Annotated in this window: 16 protein-coding genes; 8 read left to right on the top strand and 8 right to left on the bottom strand. The window is 69.9% G+C overall.

All coding sequences use genetic code 11. The features are described from left to right. Position 1: 1 nt before the first annotated feature. From ACYVIP_RS09440 to ACYVIP_RS09455, 4 genes are all read right to left on the bottom strand, one after another. Positions 2-679, bottom strand: coding sequence for an SDR family oxidoreductase (locus tag ACYVIP_RS09440; protein ID WP_460394219.1), 678 nt, complete (start codon positions 677-679; stop codon positions 2-4). A gap of 49 nt (positions 680-728) precedes the next feature. Then, entirely contained in the window at positions 729-2,768 is a 2,040-nt protein-coding gene (locus tag ACYVIP_RS09445) for a PhoX family protein (protein ID WP_460394221.1), read from the bottom strand. Between the two features lie 110 nt (positions 2,769-2,878). Then, on the bottom strand, positions 2,879-4,900 hold the full coding sequence (locus ACYVIP_RS09450) for a PhoX family protein (RefSeq protein WP_460394223.1): 2,022 nt from the start codon (positions 4,898-4,900) through the stop codon (positions 2,879-2,881). A 90-nt stretch (positions 4,901-4,990) separates the two neighbouring features. Next, positions 4,991-5,617 (bottom strand): LUD domain-containing protein, encoded by a 627-nt coding sequence (locus ACYVIP_RS09455; RefSeq protein ID WP_460394225.1) that lies wholly within the window; start codon positions 5,615-5,617, stop codon positions 4,991-4,993. A gap of 109 nt (positions 5,618-5,726) precedes the next feature. On the opposite strand from ACYVIP_RS09455, the gene ACYVIP_RS09460 reads away from it, so the two are divergent. Further along, on the top strand, positions 5,727-6,137 hold the full coding sequence (locus tag ACYVIP_RS09460; protein WP_460394227.1) for a winged helix-turn-helix transcriptional regulator: 411 nt from the start codon (positions 5,727-5,729) through the stop codon (positions 6,135-6,137). Here ACYVIP_RS09460 and ACYVIP_RS09465 read toward each other — a convergent pair. Together ACYVIP_RS09465 and ACYVIP_RS09470 are read right to left on the bottom strand one after the other, a co-directional pair. Next, positions 6,112-7,206: an inositol-3-phosphate synthase gene (locus ACYVIP_RS09465; RefSeq protein WP_460394229.1), complete on the bottom strand. Its 1,095-nt coding sequence runs from the start codon at positions 7,204-7,206 to the stop codon at positions 6,112-6,114. The two genes, ACYVIP_RS09460 and ACYVIP_RS09465, sit on opposite strands and share 26 nt — an antisense overlap. Positions 7,207-7,304: 98 nt before the next feature. After that, a complete protein-coding gene (locus ACYVIP_RS09470; RefSeq protein ID WP_460394231.1) occupies positions 7,305-7,868 on the bottom strand; it encodes a PadR family transcriptional regulator in 564 nt (187 codons plus the stop codon). A gap of 241 nt (positions 7,869-8,109) precedes the next feature. On the opposite strand from ACYVIP_RS09470, the gene ACYVIP_RS09475 reads away from it, so the two are divergent. The 3 genes from ACYVIP_RS09475 to ACYVIP_RS09485 all read left to right on the top strand — a co-directional run bounded on the left by ACYVIP_RS09475 (position 8,110) and on the right by ACYVIP_RS09485 (position 13,223). Continuing rightward, positions 8,110-8,514 carry a DUF5318 domain-containing protein gene (locus ACYVIP_RS09475; protein WP_460394233.1) on the top strand — a complete coding sequence of 135 codons (405 nt, stop codon included), beginning with the start codon at positions 8,110-8,112 and terminating at the stop codon, positions 8,512-8,514. Positions 8,515-8,584: 70 nt separating this feature from the next. After that, positions 8,585-11,494, top strand: a complete 2,910-nt coding sequence (locus ACYVIP_RS09480) for a transglycosylase domain-containing protein (RefSeq protein ID WP_460394235.1) — start codon at positions 8,585-8,587, stop codon at positions 11,492-11,494. Between the two features lie 142 nt (positions 11,495-11,636). After that, positions 11,637-13,223: a glycosyltransferase family 87 protein gene (locus ACYVIP_RS09485; RefSeq protein WP_460394550.1), complete on the top strand. Its 1,587-nt coding sequence runs from the start codon at positions 11,637-11,639 to the stop codon at positions 13,221-13,223. On the opposite strand, the gene ACYVIP_RS09490 is transcribed toward ACYVIP_RS09485, so the two are convergent. Together ACYVIP_RS09490 and ACYVIP_RS09495 are read right to left on the bottom strand one after the other, a co-directional pair. After that, positions 13,115-14,560: a glycosyltransferase family 87 protein gene (locus ACYVIP_RS09490; protein WP_460394237.1), complete on the bottom strand. Its 1,446-nt coding sequence runs from the start codon at positions 14,558-14,560 to the stop codon at positions 13,115-13,117. The genes ACYVIP_RS09485 and ACYVIP_RS09490 overlap by 109 nt on opposite strands. A 56-nt stretch (positions 14,561-14,616) precedes the next feature. Continuing rightward, a complete protein-coding gene (locus tag ACYVIP_RS09495; RefSeq protein ID WP_460394239.1) occupies positions 14,617-15,387 on the bottom strand; it encodes a deoxyribonuclease IV in 771 nt (256 codons plus the stop codon). Positions 15,388-15,587: 200 nt separating this feature from the next. On the opposite strand from ACYVIP_RS09495, the gene ACYVIP_RS09500 reads away from it, so the two are divergent. From ACYVIP_RS09500 to rpsR, 4 genes are all read left to right on the top strand, one after another. Further along, entirely contained in the window at positions 15,588-16,580 is a 993-nt protein-coding gene (locus tag ACYVIP_RS09500) for a hypothetical protein (protein ID WP_460394241.1), read from the top strand. An 88-nt stretch (positions 16,581-16,668) separates the two neighbouring features. Continuing rightward, positions 16,669-16,965: a 30S ribosomal protein S6 gene (gene rpsF, locus ACYVIP_RS09505; protein ID WP_460394243.1), complete on the top strand. Its 297-nt coding sequence runs from the start codon at positions 16,669-16,671 to the stop codon at positions 16,963-16,965. Between the two features lie 10 nt (positions 16,966-16,975). Beyond that, a complete protein-coding gene (locus ACYVIP_RS09510) occupies positions 16,976-17,488 on the top strand; it encodes a single-stranded DNA-binding protein (protein WP_460394245.1) in 513 nt (170 codons plus the stop codon). Between the two features lie 42 nt (positions 17,489-17,530). Next, complete coding sequence (gene rpsR / locus ACYVIP_RS09515) at positions 17,531-17,776, top strand: 30S ribosomal protein S18 (RefSeq protein ID WP_460394247.1); 246 nt, start codon at positions 17,531-17,533, stop codon at positions 17,774-17,776. Positions 17,777-17,785: the final 9 nt, after the last annotated feature.

A 17,785-nucleotide genomic window follows, 5' to 3' on the forward strand; every position in this document is an offset into this window, starting at 1 on the left:
ATCACCGCTGCCGGATCACCAGCTGGTGCACGTGGGCGTCCGGCGGGGTGGTGATCGCGGCGTGCACGACCTTGGCCACCGAGGCCGGGTTCATGTACTTGTCCGGTTCGAACTCGCCGTTCTCGAAGGTGCGGACCGCGCGTTGCATGTCGGTCGCGGTGCGGCCGGGGTGGACCGCGGTGACCCGGATCCCCGGCTCCTCCTGGCGCAGCACGTCGGCGAACGAGCGCAACGCGAACTTGCTCGCCGAGTAGGCGCCCCAGTTCGGGTTGGCGGTCAGCCCGGAGCCCGAGTTGATCAGGATCACCTGGCCGGCGCTGGCCCGCAGGGCCGGCAGCAGGCATCGGGTCAGCTCGACCACGGCGAGCACGTTGATCTCGTAGGACTCCCGCCAGGCCGAGGTCGGCAGGTCGGCGATCGTGCCGAGGCGCACGATGCCGGCCGAGTGCACCAGGACGTCGAGCCGGTCGATGCCGGCGGCCGCCGCCTCGACCGCCGCCGGGTCGGTCAGCTCCACCGGCCACGGCCGGGCGCTTGGCAGCTCGCCGGCGACCGCGGCGAGCCGCTGCTCGTCGCGGCCGCCGAGGAGCAGGTCATGGGTGTCGGCGAGCGCGGTGGCCACGGCGGCGCCGATGCCGCGGGAGGCACCGGTGATCAACGCGACTGGGCGGGGTGTCATGAACCCCACGGTAAGCAGTGCCCCGCCCGCCCGGCGAGCGCGCCCCCGGTCAGCGACGATCCTGGTAGACCGCGACCACCGACGGCCTCGGTTGGCTGGTGCCGCCGTCCGGCCAGTGCGACAGCGGGTTGTCCGCGCTCGCCCCGTCCAGCTCGCCGGGATGCTGCACGGACACCAGCACGAGGTCGTCGCGGATCACCGGCCCGCAGGTCTCCCCGCCCGCCGGCACGGTGAGGAACTGCTTGACGTGCCCGCGTTCCCGGCCATCGACCGGCACCGCGAACAGCCCGTCGTTCGAGCCGAGTGCGTTGCCGTCGGTGGAGATCCACAGGTTGCCCGCGCTGTCGAAGGCCAGGTTGTCCGGGCAGGAGATCGGGCTGACCTGCGACTTGTCGTAGCCGGCGAAGTAGGTGTCCGGTGAGTTCGGGTCGCCGCAGACCAGCATGAGCCGCCAGGAGAACCGGGTCGCGGTGTTGTCGCCGCGATGTTCCTCGAGTTCCAGCACGTGCCCGTGCCGGTTGGTCACCCTCGGGTTGACCTCGGTGGCGCCCTCCCGGCCGGCGTCGCCGCGTTGGGAGTTGTTGGTCAGCGCCGCGTACATCCGGCCGGACTTCAGGCTCGGCTCGACGTCCTCCGGCCGGTCCATCTTCGTCGCCCCGACCGCGTCCCCCGCCTCGCGGGCGAAGACGTACACCTCCTCGGCCGTCATACCGTCCACAAAGGACCGGTCGTTGTGCGCCAACGGAAGCCACTCGCCGGAGCCGTCGAACTCCCCGTCCGCCGGCAGCGTGCCGGTGCCGTCGATCTGCTCCGGCGGGCTGTCGCCGGTGAACCGGGCGACGTAGAGCGTGCCGGTGTCCAGCAGCCGCTTGTTGTGCTCGCGGGCGTAGCGGCCGTCGCCCTTCTTGAACCGGCCGTCGGAGACGAACTTGTACAGGTACTCGAACCGCTCGTCATCGCCCATGTAGGCGACCACCCGGCCGTCGCGGGCGACGATCACGTTCGCGCCCTCGTGCTTGAACCGGCCGAGTGCGGTGTGCTTCACCGGGTTCGACTCCGGCTCGAGCGGGTCGATCTCCACGATCCAGCCGAACCGGTTGGCCTCGTTCGGATCCCGCGCCAGGTCGAAGCGCCGGTCGAAGCGCTCCCACTTGCGCTCGGTCGCCCCTGCCGGGAAGCCGTAGCGGGCCAGCCGGGCCCTGGCCACCTCGTCGGTCACCGCGTCGGCGTTGCCGAAGTACTGGTTGACGTTCTCCTCGCCGGACAGGATCGTGCCCCACGGGGTCAGCCCGCCGGAGCAGTTGTTCATGGTGCCCAGGACGAGCGTGCCGTCCTGGTCGGCGGAGGTCCGCAACAACTCGGCGCCCGCGGCCGGACCGCGCACGTCGAACGGCGTAGTCATGGTGATCCGGCGGTTGTACTGCCGGTCGACGCGCACCGCCAGGCGCCCGCGCCGGTCCTGCTCGAGCAGCACCACCGACAGCCCGTGCGCGGCCAGCCCGATCTCGAACTGCTCGCGGGTCGGGTCGTCGGGGTCCCAGCCGTAGAACATGTTGCCCTCGCTGGTGTACTCGTGGTTGTTGACCATGAGCCAGCGGTCGCGATGGCCGGGCACCCGCACCAGCGCGCAGTAGTCGTTGTTGAACCCGAACTGACCGGCCTGGGCCGCCGCGGTCTGGTTCGCGAAGTCGAACTCCGGGGCGCCGGGCAGGATCGGGTCGCCCCACCGGATCAGCACGTCCTGCTGGTAGCCACGCGGCACCACGACCGCGTCCAACCGGTTGGGCGCGACCGGCTCGAAGTCCAGCCCCCGGTGCGCGGGCGGTGCCGCGACGGCGACCCCGGGCACGGCCCCCGAGCCGACGACGCCGAGCCCGGCGCCGGCCACCGCGACCACCGCGCCGGCCTTGAGCACCTTGCGCCGGCCGACGACCTGCCCGACCACGTCCCCGAAGTACGGGTTGTCCGAGGTGTTGGGCGCCTCGTGCGCACAGGCGTCACCGCACCGGTAACGGCAGGTCACCGCGGCTCTCCCGGGCGAACGGGTGGGCAGCAGGGGCAGTAACCGGGGCTTGTCGGCAGCGGGCACGCGTCTCCTCCGTGGTCAGTGGGAACTCGCTGACCGTAGGAGAGCGACTACCGGGAGACAAGCGTGGACCGGCCGCGCCCGGGAGGGACGCGGCCGGTCGGCCCAACCCCTTACTTCTTCCAGACCGCGACGACCGACGGCCTCGGCTGGCTGGTGCCGCCGTCCGGCCAGTGCGACAGCGGGTTGTCCGCGCTCGCCCCGGTCAGCTCACCCGGGTGCTGCACGGAGACCAGCACGAAGTCGTCGGTGACGACCGGCCCGCAGGTCTCCGCGCCGTGCGGCACGGTGAGGAACTGCTTGACGTGCCCGCGTTCCCGGCCATCGACCGGCACCGCGAACAGGCCGTCGTTGGTGGACAACGCGTTGCCGTCGGTGGAGATCCAGAGGTTCCCCCGGCTGTCGAAGGCCACGTTGTCCGGGCAGGAGATCGGGCTGACCTGCGACTTGTCGTAGCCGCCGAAGTAGGTGTCCGGCGAGTTCGGGTCGCCGCAGACCAGCAGCAGCTTCCAGGAGAACCGGGTGGCGGTGTGGTCACCCCGGCGCTCCTCGATCTCCAGCACGTGCCCGTGCTTGTTGTTCGCGCGCGGGTTCATCTCCGTGGGGCCTTCCTTGTCCGGCTTGCCCCGATCGGTGTTGTTGGTCAGCGCGGCGTAGATCCGGCCGTTGCGCTGGCTGGCCTCGACGTCCTCCGGCCGGTCCATCTTGGTCGGGTTGACCGCGTCGGCCGCCTGCCGGGTGAAGACGTACACCTCCTCCGCGGTGAAACCGTCCACAAAGGACCGCTTGTTGTGCGCCAACGGGATCCACTCGCCCGCGCCGTCGAACTCGCCGTCCTCGGCGCCGTCGCCGGTGAGCCGGGCGACGTAGAGCGTGCCGGACTCGAGCAGGGTCTTGTTGTGCGCGCGGGCGTGGCGGCTGTCGCCCCGCTTCATCCGCTTGTCGGAGACGAACTTGTAGAGGTAGTCGAACCGCTCGTCGTCGCCCATGTAGGCGACCACCCGGCCGTCACGGGCGACGATCACGTTCGCGCCCTCGTGCTTGAACCGGCCGAGCGCGGTGTGCTTCACCGGCGTCGAGTCCGGCTCGAGCGGGTCGACCTCCACGATCCAGCCGAACCGGTTGACCTCGTTGGGTTCGCGCGCCAGGTCGAACCGCTCGTCGAACTGCTCCCACCGGCGGACCGACGCGCCGCCGGAGATGCCGTAGCGGGCCAGCCGCGCCTTGGTCACCGGATCGGTGACCGCGTCGGCGTTGCCGAAGTACTGGTTGTAGTTCTCCTCGCCGGACAGCACCGTGCCCCACGGGGTGACCCCGCCCGCGCAGTTGTTCAGCGTGCCGAACACCCGCCGCCCGCTCGGGTCGGCCGAGGTCCGCAGGTACCGCGAACCGGCGGCGGGACCGGTCACGCCGAACTCGGAGCCGACCGTGATCCGCCGGTTGTAGCGGCGGTCCAGCCTGACCTCGAGGCCACCGCGGCGGGCCTGTTCCACCAGGACCACCGACAGGCCGTGCGCCGCCCAGGCGGTCTCGACCTGCTCGCGGCTGGGGTTCTCCTCGTCGTAGCCGAGGAACATGTGCGTCTCGGTGGTGTACTCGTGGTTGCTGACCATCAGCCACGCGTCGCGCCGGCCGGGCAGCGGCACCAGGCCACAGAAGTCGTTGTTGTACCCGAACTGCGCGGCCTGCGCGGCCGCGGTCTGGTTGGCGAAGTCGAACGTCGGCGCCCCGGGGAGCACCGGGTCACCCCAGCGGATCACGATGTCGTGGTCGTAGCCGGGCGGGGTGACGATCCGGTCCTCGATGTTCGGCGCGACCGGCCGGAAGTCCAGCCCGTGTCCGTGGCCCCCACCGTGACCTCCGCCGTGGTCTCCGCCGTGGCCAGGACCGGCGACCGCGGTCCCCGCGCCCACGGTCGCCAGCCCGGCACCGGCGACCGTGAGCACCGCACCGGCCTTGAGCAGCCTGCGGCGGTTGACCTCCGCCACGACATCGGCGAAGTAGGGGTTTTCCGAACGGTTCGGCACCTCGTGCGAGCAGGCGTCACCACAGCGGTAACGGCAGGTGACCGCGGCTCGGCCGAACGTGTTGGTGGTGGGTAACAGCGGAAGGAGCCGGGGCTTCTCGGCAGACACACGATCCTCCTGAGCAGTGGGAACGCGCTGACGCTAGGCCGAGAAGACCAGCGGGAGTCGCCGCCGAGATGAACACCGGACGAACAACCGCTAGAAGCCGATCTCCTCGCGGACGAGCACCACCGTGCCGCGCCCCGGCATCTCCTGCTCGATGATGAGCGTCTTGCCGATGAAGGTCTGGGCGCCCTTGAGCCGCCACACCTCGTGCTCGCGCGGGAAGCTGTAGGTCCGCACCCGGCGCAGCGCGGTCTCCAGGTCCGGCACGACCTTCTGCGCGCCGACCACCCAGATGGCCTGCTCCGCGCCGGCGGCGTAGGGCCCGAGCTGGCTGCCGCTGGCCGACACGGCGACCAGCATGCCGTCCTCGGTGACCGCGTGCACGCTGCCGACGACCACCTCCGGCGTGGCGCCCATGGTGATCTGGGTACGGATGTCGGTCGGGTCGACGTCGGCCAGCGCGGCGCGCACCGAGCGGAACTCGCCCGAGGTGTCCACGTCCTCCTGGATGCCGGAGCTGCGCAGGGTCTGGCTGTTGGCGGTGAAGACCGCCTTGTCGCGCGGCAACAGCTCGCGGACCAGGTCCCTGGCGTGCGCGACGGAGTCGACCACGTGGGCGGTGAAGCCCCGCTCGGTCAGGCCCTTGGCCGCCCGGGACAGCTGCTCGTCGCCCGCCGGCAGCGCGAACGACGTGTCGACCGGGATGGGCTCGATGGTCATGTGGTCCCCTTTGATGGTGGTTCTGATTAGTAACTGACCCCATCTTGAGGAACTATGATTGACATGGGCAGAAGGCACTTTGGACTGCCTCAGGCACCTGGAGGTAACCGTGCAGCTAGCCGAGCCGGAATCGGCGCAACTGTGTGAGGCGCGACAGACCCTCAGCCGCGTCGGCGACAAGTGGTCGATCGCGGTGATCTACGCGCTGGGCCACACGACCAAGCGGTTCACCGAGCTGCGCCGGGAGATCAACGGGATCAGCCAGCGCATGCTGACCGCGACCCTGCGCACGCTCGAACGCGACGGGCTGGTGTCCCGCACGGTCCACCCGGTGGTGCCGCCCCGGGTCGACTACGCGCTCACCGAACTCGGGGTGACCCTGCTCGGCACGGTCTGCACCCTGATGCGGTGGGCCATCGACCATGCCGACGACATGGCGCGGGCGCGCGCCGAGTACGACGCGCGCCCGGATGGCCAACCAGTCGGTCCGCCGCTCAGCGCTCCAGCTCACCAGCGATGAACTTCTCCACCGCGTCGTAGGCCTCCGAGTCGGAGTACTGCTCCGGCGGCGACTTCATGAAGTAGGACGACGCGGACAGGATCGGCCCGCCGATCCCGCGGTCCAGCGCGATCTTGGCCGCGCGCACCGCGTCGATGATCACCCCGGCGGAGTTGGGCGAGTCCCAGACCTCGAGCTTGTACTCCAGGTTCAGCGGCACGTCGCCGAAGGCCTTGCCCTCCAGCCGGACGTAGGCCCACTTGCGGTCGTCCAGCCACGGCACGTGGTCCGACGGCCCGATGTGCACCGACGCGCGTTCCATCTCGTGCGGGATCTGGGAGGTGACCGACTGGGTCTTGGAGATCTTCTTGGACTGCAGGCGCTTGCGCTCCAGCATGTTCAGGAAGTCCATGTTGCCGCCGAAGTTGAGCTGGTAGGTGCGCAGCAGCTCCACCCCGCGGTCCTCGAACAGCTTGGCCAGCACCCGGTGGGTGATCGTCGCGCCGACCTGGGACTTGATGTCGTCGCCCACGATCGGCACGCCGGCCTCGGTGAACTTGGCCGCCCACGCCGGGTCCGAGGCGATGAACACCGGCAGCGCGTTGACGAAGGCCACGCCGGCGTCGATCGCGGCCTGGGCGTAGAAGCGGTCCGCGTCCTCCGAGCCGACCGGCAGGTAGGAGACCAGCACGTCGGCCTTGGCCGCCCGTAGCGCGGCCACCACGTCCACCGGCTCCTCGTCGGCCTCGGTGATGATGTCGCGGTAGAACTCGCCGAGCCCGTCGAAGGTGTGCCCACGCTGCACGCTCACCCCCAGCGGCGGCACGTCGCAGATCTTGACCGTGTTGTTCTCGCTGGCCACGATCGCCTCGGACAGGTCACGGCCGACCTTCTTGGCGTCCACGTCGAACGCGGCGACGAACTCGACGTCACGTACGTGGTAGTCGCCGAACTGGACGTGCATGAGGCCAGGAACGCGGGTGGCCGGATCGGCGTCGCGGTAGTAGTGCACGCCCTGGACCAGCGACGCCGCGCAGTTGCCGACGCCGACGATCGCCACCCGAACACTGTGCCGGCGCTGTTCGCCCATGCCGGTTCTCCTTCTCCCTGTGTGTCCGCGATCTGTCCCGGATCACGGAAAGTTCCCTGTCACAGGTCCGCGCTGACCTGCCGGCGTCGAGGTGTCAGTCACTGGTCGACGCCGTCCTGCTGGTCCTTCTGTTCCCGCTGCTCGGTCGCGATCAGCTCGTTGAGCCAGCGAACCTCCCGTTCGCTGTGCTCGAGCCCGAGGCGGTGCAGCTCCCGGGTGTAGCGGTCGATCTGCTCACTCGCGCGAGCCACCGACGAGCGCAGGCCCTCCCGCCGTTCCTCGACCCGGCGGCGGCGACCTTCCAGGATGCGCATCCGGACATCGGCCGGCGTGCGCGAGAAGAAGGCCAGGTGCACACCGAAGCCCTCGTCGTCGTAGGCCTGCGGGCCGACGTCGCCGACCATGTCGGCGAAGCGTTCCTTGCCTTCTGCCGACAGCTTGTAGACGCGTTTGGCCCGCTTTCCCCAACTCCTGGCTGCGTCGTCCTCCTCCGGTGTCTCCTCCACGAGCAGGCCTGCCTTGAGCAGCCGGCGCAGCGTCGGGTACAGCGACCCATAGGAGAACGCCCGAAGCGTGCCCAACAAGTCGGACAGCCGTTTGCGCAGCTCATAGCCGTGCATCGGGGCCTCATGCAACAGCCCGAGGATCGCGAACTCGAGCACCGGTGCCCTTTCTCGTGCCTGTATCTACCGGACCACTATATCGCGCCGATACATCAGAGTGGTGAATGAGCGATGACGTGGTCTTGATCACGGGCCGCCGGCCGGCAGATCACGAAACCGCAGGAAGACCAGCCATGATCACCGGCGAGATCACGGCTGCAACGCAGAGTCGCGACACGCCAGCGAGGCGTAGGCCAAACAGTGTCTCGACGTGGTAACGGTGCCGCGTACGCTGTTGGGCGTGCGAACCCAGCGGCAGGTGGTCGACTACGCGTTGCAGCGCAGAGCGCTGCTCGCGGAGGTGTACTCCGGTCGCGTCGGCACCATGGATGTCTGCGACGCCAGCCCGTACCTGGTCCGGGCCGCGAAGTTCCACGGATCACCGAGTGACGTGCCCTGCCCCGTCTGCCGCAAGGAACCAGTCACCACCGTGTGCTGGGTCTATGGTGACGAGCTGAAGCACGCCTCGGGCTCGGCACGGGCCCAGGAAGAGTTAGCCAGAATGGCGAACCTCTTCGAGGAGTTCACCGTCTACGTAGTAGAGGTATGTCGCACATGTGGATGGAACCACCTGGTGCAGTCGTACGTCCTGGGGACGCGTGGACTCGACACCCCGAAGCCACGCAGCAGGACGGCGGCGGAATGAAGCATCTCGCCGTCGTGAGTGACCACCGCACGGCGCGTCGGCCCAGCGCGCCGCTCTGGGAGGCCGTTTCGTGAACGACCACAACAGCCACCGGCGACGTTCGAGTCAGCCCGCGTGGCCGACCGCCGACGACCCGGATACGTCCGGTCCGCCTCGACAGCACGAGGAGCGGACCGGCTTCTGGAGTCCGCTGTGGGAGGACGACGAGGACGAGGCCCCACGGCGCGGCCGGTCCAACGGCCAGTCCAACGGGCACAGCAACGGGCACGCCAACGGCCACAGCAACGGCCGGTCCAACGGTGCGCCGGCCGGGCCGGCCAACGGCCGGTCCAACGGGGCGCCGAACGGCAACGGCCGGGCGTCCCACCGGCTGCCGGAGGCCGCCGCCCACCGGTCCGAGCCACCACCGCATGCCGGCGCCCGCAACGGCTCACCGGCCTGGCCGACCGAGGCCGCCTGGCCGACCGAGGAGCCGCCGGCCCCCTCGGCGCCGGCCAAGCGCCCGTCGGCACCCAACGGCATGCCGGCCGCCCGCCCGCCGGCCGACCCGCGTACCCGCGTGGTCCACCCGCGCCCCGGTGGCCCCGGCCGGCCGGGGGGCCCGCGTGGCCCGCAGGCCCCGGGCGCGATCCCGGACGGCCCGACCGAGATCGTGCCGCCGGTACACCGGCGGCGCACCGGTCCGGAGCCCGAGCTGCTGACTCACCGGGAGCCCGGTGAGGAAGTGGACATGCGCGACTACGACGGTGACTACGACGACGAGTACGAGGAAGAGAACGAGCTGGCGCCAGAGGACCAGAAGCGCCTGCGCCGCAAGCGGATCTGGCGCCGGGTCCGGCGCACCGGCTACGTGCTGACCGCGCTGATGATCATCGTGCCGCTGATCGGCTTCTTCATCGCCTACCAGGTCGTCGAGGTGCCCAGCCCGCAGTCGATCGCCGACGGCCAGCAACAGGTCGCCAAGATCACCTACGCGGACGACAAGCAGCTGCTCTCCGAGATGGTGCCGGACGGCGAGAACCGCCGGATGGTCAAGTACGAGGAGATCCCGGAGCCGATCAAGCACGCGGTCTTCGCGGCCGAGGACGCCGAGTTCATGACCAACCCCGGCTTCGACATCAGCGGTGTGATGCGGGCCGTGTGGAACCAGGTCTCCGGCGGTCAGGGCGGTGGCTCCACGATCACCCAGCAGTACATCAAGAAGGCGACCGGCAACGAAGAGAAGTCGATCACCCGTAAGGCGCTCGAGGTGGTCCAGGCCTACAAGATGAACAACACCTACTCCAAGGAAGACATCATCACGGCCTACCTCAACACGATCTACTTCGGTCGGGGGGCCACCGGGATCGCGGCCGCGGCGAAGGCCTACTACGGCAAGGAGCTCAAGGACGTCACCCCGTCCGAGGCGGCGCTGCTCGGCGGCATGATCCAGAGCCCGAGCCGGTTCAGCGACGACGAGTACATGCACCGGCGCTGGGAGTTCGTCCTCGGCCAGATGGTCGACAACGGCTGGTTCCCGGCCGAGCAGGCCAAGACCGAGAAGTTCCCGACCTCGCTGACCGACTTCGAGAAGACCCGGCCCCGGGCCTCCACCGACTCCAAGGCGCACATCGAGCGGGCGGTGATGACCGAGCTCGAGTCCATCGGCATCACCGAGCAGGACGTCTACCGGCACGGCCTGGTCATCAAGACGACCCTCAGCAAGCGGGCACAGACCGCCGCGGTGAACTCGGTGCACGAGGTGATGAAGGGCCAGCCGAAGGAGAACCTGCCCGCGCTGGTCGCGGTCGACCCGGCCAACGGCGCGATCATCGCCTACTTCGGTGGCGACAACGGCATCGGCACCGACTGGGCAGCCGCCAAGCAGGAGCCGGGGTCCTCGTTCAAGCCGTTCGACCTGGTCGCGCTGCTGCAGGAGGGCAAGGGCCTCGGCGAGACCTACGACGGCACCTCCGGACGCACGTTCCCCGGTCGCGAGGCGCCGGTCCGCAACTCCGGCGGCGACTCCTGCGGCGAGCGGTGCACGGTCGCCACCGCCATGGAGAAGTCCATCAACACGGTGTTCTACGACATCGCGATGAACACCGTCGGCACCCCGGCCGTCGCCAGGGCCGCCAAGGCCGCCGGGGTCACCTCCGACCTGAACGGCGAGCGGCCAGACGACGCGGCACCGGACGGCAACATCGCGATCGGCGGTGGCGACACCCGGGTGTCCACCCTGGAGATGGCCTCCGCGTACGCCACGTTCGCCTCCGGCGGTGTCTACCACAAGCCGCACCTGATCTCGGAGGTTCGTTACCCGGACGGCCAGGTCCGGTGGAGCGCGACCGCGGACAACAAGCTCGCGTTCGACCCGGAGGACCAGAACAACAACACCAAGATCGCGCGCAACGTCACCGAGTCGCTCATCCCGGTGCTGGAGAAGTCCGACCTGGAGTGCGCCGACGGCCGCGACTGCGCCGGCAAGACCGGCACCCACCAGTTCGGCAGCACCGAGCAGAACTCGAAGGCCTGGATGGTCGGGTACTCCAGCCAGCTCTCGGCCGCGGTGTCCATGGGCGCCACCAACGCGGAGAACAAGCAGGTTCCGCTGGTGGACGAGGACGGCAACATCGTCTACGGCTCCGGCCTGCCGGGCGAGATCTGGCTCAAGTTCATGGACGAGGTCCACAAGGGCGTCGACAAGGTCGACTTCACCGACTACGACCCCATCGGCAAGTCGGCGGAGGAGGCCGAGGCCGAGCAGCGCCAGGCCGAAGAGGAGCAGCGGCGCAGCGAGGAAGAGGAACAGCGGCGCGAAGAGGAACGCAACCGCGAAGAGGACGAGGACAAGCCGGGTAACGGCGACGACAAGCCGGGTGAGACCGGCCTGCCGTCGACCCCACCGAACGAGTCCGAAACGGACACGCCCACGCTGCCGACCGAGGACGAGGGCTTTCCGACATTCCCCACGCCAGGTGACGGCGGGAACGAGAACTGAGGTAGTGACGTCGCCGGCCTGGCACGCCCCGTAGCATCGCGGCGTGCCAGGCCGAACCGACGACGTCGAGCCAGACGATCACCGTGACGACCCGGACCGGGAGACCGTCGGGGTCGAGGGTGAGGTCAGCGACACCGCGACCCTGACCCCGAGGGAGCGGGCGGTACCGACGTGGACCGAGCCGCTCGCGGCCGCTGGCAGTGCGCCCATCGGCGGTCCGCTCGGCGTGCACGCGGCGATCGGCCGGCACTGGTTCTGGACACCGCTGCGGGTGGCGTTGCTGCTCGCGGTGATCGGCCTGACGATCGGCTGGTTCGGCAAGGCGGCGTGCGTCCAGCAGTACTACAACGAGGACGGCGAACAACTCGAGCTTGACTGGCGGTCCAACCGCCCGTTCACCGCGATGTGCTACTCGGACATCATCCCGCTGTACTCCGCGGAACGGCTGAACGAGGGCGGCTTCCCGTACCAGACCAGCTGGGTGGACGACGAGGGCAAGCCGACCGCGCACACCAGGTACATGGAGTACCCGGTGCTGACCGGGCTGTTCCAGTGGGCCAACGCGAAGCTCACCGACGGTTGGCTGCACATCGCCGACCTCGGCTGGCTGCCGACCGGCCTCGCGGTCACCGTGTTCTTCGACCTCTCCGCGTTCTGGCTGGCCCTCGCCTGGCTGGTGACCATCTGGGCGGTGACCAGAACAGCGAGACTCCGGCCGTGGGACGCCGCGGTGATCGCGGCCTCGCCGCTGGTGATGGTGCACGCGTTCACCAACTTCGACACCCTCGCCACGGCGTGCGCGGCGACCGCGCTGCTCGCCTGGTCCCGTCGCCGGCCGGGGCTGGCCGGCCTGCTGCTCGGCATCGGCGCCGCGGCGAAGCTGTATCCGCTGTTCCTGCTCGGCCCGTTGTTGGTGCTGTGCCTACGGGCGGGCCGCCTGCGCCAGTGGCGCAGAACCGCCGTGGTCGCGCTGGCGACCTGGGCGGTGGTGAACCTGCCGATCCTGGTCGCGTTCCCGCGCGGCTGGTGGGAGTTCTTCCACCGCAACAGCCTGCGCGGCGCGGACCCGGACTCGCTGTACAACGTGGTCACCCAGTTCACCGGCTGGGCCGGCTTCGACGGGATCCTTCCGTTCGGCCAGACACCGACCTGGTTGAACGTGGTCAGTGCCGGGTTGTTCCTGTTGTGTTGCGCCGGGGTCGCGTTCGTCGCGCTGGACGCGCCGACCCGCCCCCGGCTGGCGCAGCTGTCGTTCCTGGTGGTCGCGGCGTTCCTGCTGACCAACAAGGTCTGGAGCCCGCAGTACTCGCTGTGGCTGGTGCCCCTGGCGGTGCTCGCGGTGCCGCGCTGGCGGCTGCTGCTCGCCTGGATGACCGTCGACGCGCTGGTGTGGTTCCCGAGGATGGCCTTCTACCTCGGCGACGACAAGAAGGGCCTGCCGGTCGAGTGGTTCCTGTCGTTCGTGGTCGTCCGCGACCTCGCGGTGATCGCCCTGTGCGTGCTGGTGATCTACGAGATCTACCACCCGGCACGCGACCTGGTCCGCGACGGCGGCCATGACGACCCGCACGGTGGCTTCCTCGACGGCGCGCCGGACCGCTTTCGGCTCCGCCGCCGCCGTCAGCGTCGCAGCGCGGGGGCCAACCCGGTGTCGGTGACCGCCGGGCCGGCGCCGGAATCGTCGGCCGAGGACTCGTCGACGGTGGACCGGGCGACCAGGAACGCGTAGAACAACCCGACCAGCAGTGCCGCGCGGCCCCACACCCCGATCATCACGGCCTGGGCGGCGAGCCCGTCGAAGATCCCGCCGCGCTCGCCGTAGAAGATCTCGTAGAACCAGCGGAAGATGCCGATCCCCATCGCGAGGTCGGCCAGCAGGTAGGCCACGATCCAGCCCCACCGGATCCGCAGCAGCACGAACATCGGCACCAGCCACAACGTGTACTGCGGGGAGTGCACCTTGTGCAGCAACAGGAACCCGCACAGCATCGCGGCCGACACCGCGACCCACGGGTAGGTGCCCTCCCGCTGGTACCGCCGCCAGCCAAGCGCGCACGCCACGACGAAGGACACCATCATCAGCGTCGGCGACAGCACCCCGATGAGGTCCTGCACCTGCTGGTTGTCCGGGTTGGAATCCGGCCGCAGGCCCCAGAACCAGATCGAGTTCGTGGTGATGTCGGCCTTGCGCAGCATCTGGAAGGTGAACGACGCCTGCCAGCCCTCGAACCCGGCCACCGCGAACGGCACGTTGACCGCGACCGCCGTGCCGAGCGCCACCAGCGCCACCCGCACCGCCCCGGCCCAGTCGAGGGCCCGCCGGGTGAGCTCGCGCCCGCCGGGGCCGCCGGTCAACACGTAGAGCATCAGCGGCAGCACGAAGATCGCCGGATAGACCTTGAACGCGAACCCGAGTCCGAGCAGCACCGCGGCGACCGTGGCCCGGGTGATCAGCGGCCGGTCGGCACCGCGCCTGCCCCAGCCGCGGTGCACCACGTACACCGCCGCCACCGCGCACAGCACGACCGGCAGCTCCCAGTTGTGGAACGCGTAGAGCACCAACGGCGGTCCGATCGCCCACAACAGCGCGCGCCAGCCGGCGAGTCGGCCGAGCATCCACGCCGTCGCCAGCCCGAAGGGCGCGAGCACCAGCGCGGACAGCAGCAGGAAGTCGGCGTCGGTGTCGGCGAGCAGCGCGGAGGCCCAGATCACCACACCGGTGAGCACCGGGTACTCGACGACCCCGCCGACCGGCTGGCCCTCCTCGGTCAGCTTCCCGTTGACGTAGGGAAAGACGTGCCGGTCGATGTCCCGGCCGATCCACAGGAACTGGATGTCGGAGTAGCAGACCTCCTGCTTGCTGCGCAGGTCGTAGTCCGGCTCGCTGCGTCCCAGCTCGTCGAACAGCGGGCCGGAGCAGCGGTCCTTGTTGAGGAAACCGAGCACCAGCGTGATGCCGCACAGCGCGATCAGCACCACCAGAGCGGCCGCGCCGAGCCGGGCCGCCGTGCCGGAGCGCTCTCGGGGCTCGCTGCCCTCGAGTGGCGTGCCGACCTCCTCGGACACTCGACTGTCCGCCTTCCCTGACTTCGAATCCGCCGCCGCACCGGCCGGCAGCATCCTCACCGGTCCATAGCGGCGCGCAGGAACGCGATGTCCTCCACCTGCCCGTCGGCGGGTGTCTCCACCACGACCGGTGCGCCGGCCTCCTTGGCGACGGCCGCCAGCACCTCGGGGTCGATCATGCCAGTCTTGATGTTGGCGTGACGGTCCCGGGCGGAGTCGAACTCGTCGCGCGAGTTGTTCAGATGTACCAGGTCGATCCGCCCGGTGATGGCCTTCACCCGCTCGACGATGTCCTCGAGGCGCTCACCGGCCGCGAAGGCGTGGCAGGTGTCCAGGCAGAAGCCGGCGTCGAACTCGCCGACCTCGTCCCACAGCCGCGCGAGCATGTCGAACTTGCGGGCCATGGCGTTGTCGCCACCCGCGGTGTTCTCGATCAGCACGGGCAGCGGGAAGCCGCCGGCGTCGGCCTGGCGCTCGAAGAACTTGCGCCAGTTGGCCAGGCCCTTGGCCGGGTCCTCGCCCTGGATGACGTGCCCGCCGTGCACGATCAGGCCCTTCGCGCCGGTCGCCGCCGCCGATTCCGCGTACTGGGTCACCGTCTTGCGGGACGGAATGCGAATGCGGTTGTTCGTGGACGCGATGTTCACCGGATAGGGGGAGTGCACAAACACGTCGATGCCGGCCTCGCGGAGCGCGTCGGCCTGCGGGTGCGGTGGCTGCGGCTTCCAGCTCTGCGGGTCGCCGAGGAAGAACTGCACGACATCCGCATCTCGCGCCCGCGCCGCGCCGAGCGGGTCGTCACTGTGGATGTGGGCGCCGATGCTCATGGCAGGCGAGCGTAGTCGGCGTCGTCGACCGGAACTGGAGCCGCCCGCTAGTCCGGTCGGGCTACCCCGAGCGGGGTCTGTGGGACCCGAACCAGGTGTTCGGCCGCAGGACGTCTCCCGCGCACCTGGTCACGCGTCACTGTGACGGGTTACGGTCGTTGCACAGGTAGTGCTACTCCGGAGTAAAGCGGGAGGACGACATGCGCCGACGCATGCGTAGCGCCGCGACCACGGCCGCACTGCTCCTCTCCTTATGTACGTTCGGCCTGGTCGGCAGTGGTACGGCCGCGGCGGCGGCCGAGCCGATCATCGTCGGCAGCTGCCAGGCGACCGTGCAGGGCAAGCCGGGCCAGTCGGTCGCCCTCGCGCCGGCGGCGGTCCTCGGCGTGGTGACCGACGCGGTCCGCGCGGTGCCGCTGCTCGGCCCACCGCTGGCCGGCGCGGCCAACAAGGCCTTCGCCGCGCTCCCGCCCATCCCGATCGGCGCGCTGCCGACCGGCACCGGCTATCTCACCGGTGGCGACATCGCGAACGCGGTCGTGGCCGAGCTGACCAGGATCCCGCTGCTCGGGCCGGTGCTCGGCGCGGTGGTCAACATCGTGCGCGGCACGCTGTCGAGCGTCTGCCAGATAGTGGTCACCGGCACGAACGCGGTCACCGCGCCGGTACAGGACGGCGCCGCGGCGGTCGCGGACACCTCCGAAGAGGTCACCAAGAAGCTCCTGCCGGGCAACACCGGCCCAGGACCGGGCGCGCCGGGCGGCGAGACGCCGGGCAACCCGGACACCGGCGGCACCCCGTCCACCGGCGGTGGCCTGACGCCCAACCAGCCGCCGGTCGGCGGCCTGGACGCCGGCGACTGGTCGCTGTACCCGCAGGGCCTGACCGGTCTCGCCCGCTCACCGCTGGACCTGTACGGCTCGGTGCCCTTCGCCTACGCCGGGCAGTTCGCGCCGGCGCCGGGCGTGCGCTACGGCGGCGCCGTGCCCGGCTACAGCCCGCAGTTCGGCATCCTCGGCGCCGAGAACCCCGACGACGGCGTGCAGGCGGCCGGCCGGGCCGAGGCACTCGCGCCGCCGAACGGCCAGCGGATCGAGCTGCCCGTGCTGCTCGCGGTGCTGGCGTTGTCGGTGGTGACCGCCGCCCTGGTGCGCACCTGGGTGCTGCGCAGAGCCCCGGCGGCAACCGCCTGACCTGACCCGAGGTAGCCTGTTCTCCGCAAGACCCCTCCTGCCACGGAGAGTCCGTGGCCGCAGAGTCCACAGGAGGTGAGTGGTCTTCATGCGTCATTACGAGGTAATGGTCATCCTCGATCCCACCCTGGACGAGCGCACGGTCTCCCCGTCGCTCGACACCTTTCTCAACGTCATCCGCACCTCTGGCGGGAACGTGGAGAAGGTCGACGTCTGGGGCAAGCGTCGGTTGTCGTTCGAGATCAACAAGCACACCGAGGGCATCTACGCGGTGCTCGACGTGAACGCGGACCCGGACGCGGTCAAGGAGCTGGACCGCCAGCTCGGCCTCCAGGAGTCGGTGCTGCGGACCAAGGTCCTGCGGCGCGACCCGGCCGGGGCCTGAGGGGTAGGCCATGGCTGGCGACACCATCATCACCGTGATCGGCAACCTCACCGCCGACCCCGAGCTGCGGTTCACGCAGTCCGGTGCCGCGGTGGCCAACTTCACCGTGGCCTCGACCCCGCGCACCTTCGACCGCCAGTCCGGCGAGTGGAAGGACGGCGAGGCGCTGTTCCTGCGGTGCAACATCTGGCGGCAGGCCGCCGAGAACGTGGCCGAGTCGCTCACCCGAGGCGCCCGCGTGATCGTCAGCGGTCGGCTCAAGCAGCGGTCCTTCGAGACCCGTGAGGGCGAGAAGCGCACCGTCGTCGAGCTCGAGGTCGACGAGGTCGGTCCGTCGCTGCGGTATGCCACCGCGAAGGTGAACAAGGTAAGTCGGGGCAGTGGCGGCGGCGGGGGCGGCTTCGGCGGCTCCGGCAACGGCGCGCCCGCAGACGACCCGTGGGGCTCCGCTCCGCCAGCCGGTACTGGTACCGGCGGCGGCGCTGGTGGCGGCGGCGGGTTCTCCGACGAGCCTCCCTTCTGATCGATAACCAACGCCTTGAAAGAGAAGACCAGGAGTAAGTCTGTGGCCAAGCCACCCATTCGCAAGCCCAAGAAGAAGGTCTGCGTGTTCTGCAAGTCCAAGAAGTCGGACGTGCAGCCGATCGACTACAAGGACACCACGCTGCTGCGGAAGTACATCTCCGACCGCGGCAAGATCCGTGCCCGCCGGGTCACCGGCAACTGCAGCCAGCACCAGCGCGACGTCGCCATCGCGGTGAAGAACGCGCGGGAGATGGCACTGCTGCCCTACACCTCGACCGCGCGCTGATCGGAGGAG

The organism is Actinophytocola sediminis (genome assembly GCF_054779715.1).